A 317-nucleotide genomic window follows, 5' to 3' on the forward strand; every position below is an offset into this window, starting at 1 on the left:
AAAGGCAAGGGGGGACATGGCGCCATGCCTCATCAGGCTGTCGACGCCATTGTCATTGCCTCTTGTGCGATCTCTACGCTTCAGTCTATCATCAGTCGTGAGTTAAGCCCTGTAGAACCTGCGGTTGTCACCATAGTCAAAATCGAGGGTGGAACGGCCTATAACATAATCTCAAGCGATGTGCGTTTCTGCGGCACAGTGCGCGCCCTGAAACAGGAACTCCGTGAATTCTTCAGCGGTGAGAAGCCCTCTTTTTTCCGTGCCCCGTGCCTTAACCAACCCCGCTATCTCTTCGATCACCTCGTCGTCGAGACCGT

Annotated in this window: 1 pseudogene; it reads left to right on the top strand. The window is 53.9% G+C overall.

The window, feature by feature from the left end:
* Positions 1 to 24: 24 nt before the first annotated feature.
* Positions 25 to 317 (top strand): annotated as a pseudogene (locus EZM41_RS03100) (hypothetical protein); the annotation flags it as partial.

Origin of the sequence: Acetomicrobium sp. S15 = DSM 107314 (assembly GCF_016125955.1) — a bacterium.
Lineage (GTDB): Bacteria > Synergistota > Synergistia > Synergistales > Thermosynergistaceae > Thermosynergistes > Thermosynergistes pyruvativorans.